This window comes from Polynucleobacter sp. 35-46-11, from assembly GCF_002281105.1.
Map to the genome: position 1 here is coordinate 803 of NZ_NCFJ01000768.1, position 429 is coordinate 1,231.

At 41.0% G+C, this 429-nt stretch carries 1 protein-coding gene; it reads left to right on the forward strand.

Annotation, left to right across the window (positions count from 1 at the left end; genetic code table 11):
• A partial coding sequence (locus tag B7Y67_RS19460) for a response regulator (RefSeq protein ID WP_293600042.1) occupies positions 1 to 429 on the forward strand: 429 nt, incomplete at both ends.

Sequence of the window (429 nt, forward strand, 5' to 3'; positions counted from 1 at the left end):
GGGCGATTCGGGATTCATTATCCTTACTTCTAAATGCCAATGGTTTTAGAGTGAGCCCTCATGAAAGTGCCGAAAGATTCTTACAATCATTAGACGCAAGTGATCACCAATCTTTGGGCTGTGCTTTAGTAGATATTCAACTTGGTGGCATGTCTGGAATCGAACTTCAAGAAACGCTTCTGAATATGGGCCTTAATATTCCCATCGCATTTATTACTGGCCATGGGGAGATCACCACTGCGGTAAACGCGCTCAAAAAAGGGGCTTTTGACTTTATTCAAAAACCAGTAGATGAAGAAAAGCTTTGTGGCTTAATCAATGAAATGCTATCAAAGGCTTATCTCAGTAAAGAACAATCTTCGGAGCTCAAAGAGATCAAAGAGAGATTTAGACTCCTAACCCAAAGAGAAGTTGATGTGCTTGATCGCA